Source organism: Frankia sp. CgMI4, from assembly GCF_001756285.1.
GTDB classification, from domain to species: Bacteria; Actinomycetota; Actinomycetes; order Frankiales; family Frankiaceae; genus Frankia; species Frankia casuarinae.
This window is the reverse complement of sequence record NZ_MAQZ01000029.1, coordinates 1-1755: the sequence shown is the minus strand read 5'-3', so window position 1 is coordinate 1755 and position 1755 is coordinate 1. Positions and strand designations below refer to the sequence as shown.

The 1755-nt window shown below is 67.9% G+C and carries 1 protein-coding gene; it reads right to left on the bottom strand.

The features are described from left to right. Positions 1-1746: condensation domain-containing protein (locus Manayef4_RS02890; RefSeq protein WP_256388605.1), on the bottom strand; the 1746-nt coding region annotated here is incomplete at its 3' end. Positions 1747-1755 lie beyond the last annotated feature (9 nt).

Below are 1755 nucleotides of genomic sequence, written 5' to 3'. Positions count from 1 at the left end.
CTTCGGCACCCCCGTCGACCCCGACGTATACATCACATAAGCCGGATCAGCCACCGACAACGGCCTCAACCGACCCGGAACCGTCGCCGGCCGCGCCGCCACCACCCCAGCCGTCCCAGCCTCATCCACCACCACCCGAAACGCGGAATGCTCAGGCAACAGACCCTCCGTCGCCACCGTGCACACCACCGCCACCGGACCCGCATCATCCACCATGAACCCCACCCGCGACGCCGGATAATCCGGATCAACCGGCAGATACGCCGCACCAGCCTTCAACACCGCCAACACCGCCACCACCAGATCCACCGACCGCGGCACCACCACCGCCACAATCCCYCCCGGCCCCACCCCCCCAGCAATCAGATGCCACGCCAACCGATTCGCCGCCGCCTCCAACTCCCCATACGACAACCGCACATCCCCATCCACCACCGCCAACGCACCCGAAGACACCACCACCCGAGCCTCAAACAACCCCGGCAACGTCACCCCCGGCACCACCGCACCCGTCGCATTCCACTCCCCCACCAGCCGAGCCCGCTCAACCTCCCCCAACACCCCCACCCGACCAACAAGCACCCCACCATCCGCCGCAATCACCGCCAGAATCCGCACCAGCCAGTTCAGCAATTCCCGGGCCGCGTTCAGGTCGTACAGGTCCGGCCGGTAGCTCAGCCTCAGTCCGAGCTGGTCGCCACCGGGACTCACCGCCAGCGTGAGCGGATAGTGGGTGGCGTCCCGGCCTCCGGCGGGAGCGACGGCCAGCCCGCGGCCGTCCGCCGGACCGGACGGGTCGACCGGGAAGCTCTCGTAGGCGACGAGGGTGTCGAAGGTGGCGCCGGGCCCAGCGAGTCGCTGGATCTCGGTCAGCCCCAGGTACTGGTGGGGCATCAGCTCCGACTGGCGAMCCTGCAGGTCAGCCAGCATCTCCACCACCGGCTGGGCCGGGTCGAGCGGCACCCGGACCGGCAGCGTGTTGATGAACAGGCCCAGCATGTTCTCCACGCCGGGCAGCTCCGGGGGCCGTCCCGCGACGACCGCCCCGAACACCACGTCACGGCGCCCGGCCAGGCGGCTGACCAGCAACGCCCACGCCCCCTGCAGCACCGTGTTCAACRTCAGGCCATGGCGGCGAGCCAACTCGCGCARCGCCGCSGYCARCTCKSSGTCSRCCSTSAYCTSGRSMWSCTCRGGKACSACCGGCTCSCGYSMCSGATCGGCCTCGGCGACCAGGGTCGGCTCRTCGACGCCAGCCAGCTCGGCCCGCCAGACCTCCCGGGCAACCTGCCGGTCCTGGCGACCCAACCACGCCAGATACCCCCCATACGACGTGACCGGCGGCAACCCAGCCACCCCCCCACCAAAGCGATACACCTGAAACAGCTCACGCTTGAGAATCGGCAACGACCAACCATCCAACAGAATGTGATGATTAGTGATCACCAGCCGGTGATGCCGCGCACCCAACCGAATCAACAAAAACCGCAACAACGGAGGCACCGCCGGATCGAACCGCCGCTCCAACTCCTCCGCAGCCAACCRATCAGCCTCCACCAACCCCACATCCCCAGCCAGCACAGACAGATCCACCTCACGCCACGGCAACGTCACAGTCCCAGGAATCACCTGCACGGCCTGGTCAAGCCCAGCCACCTGATGGAACCCGGCCCGCAAGTTGGAATGCCGATCCAGCAACGCCTGACCCGCCGCCCGCAACACCCCCGCATCCAACGAACCCTCCAGATCCAGAAC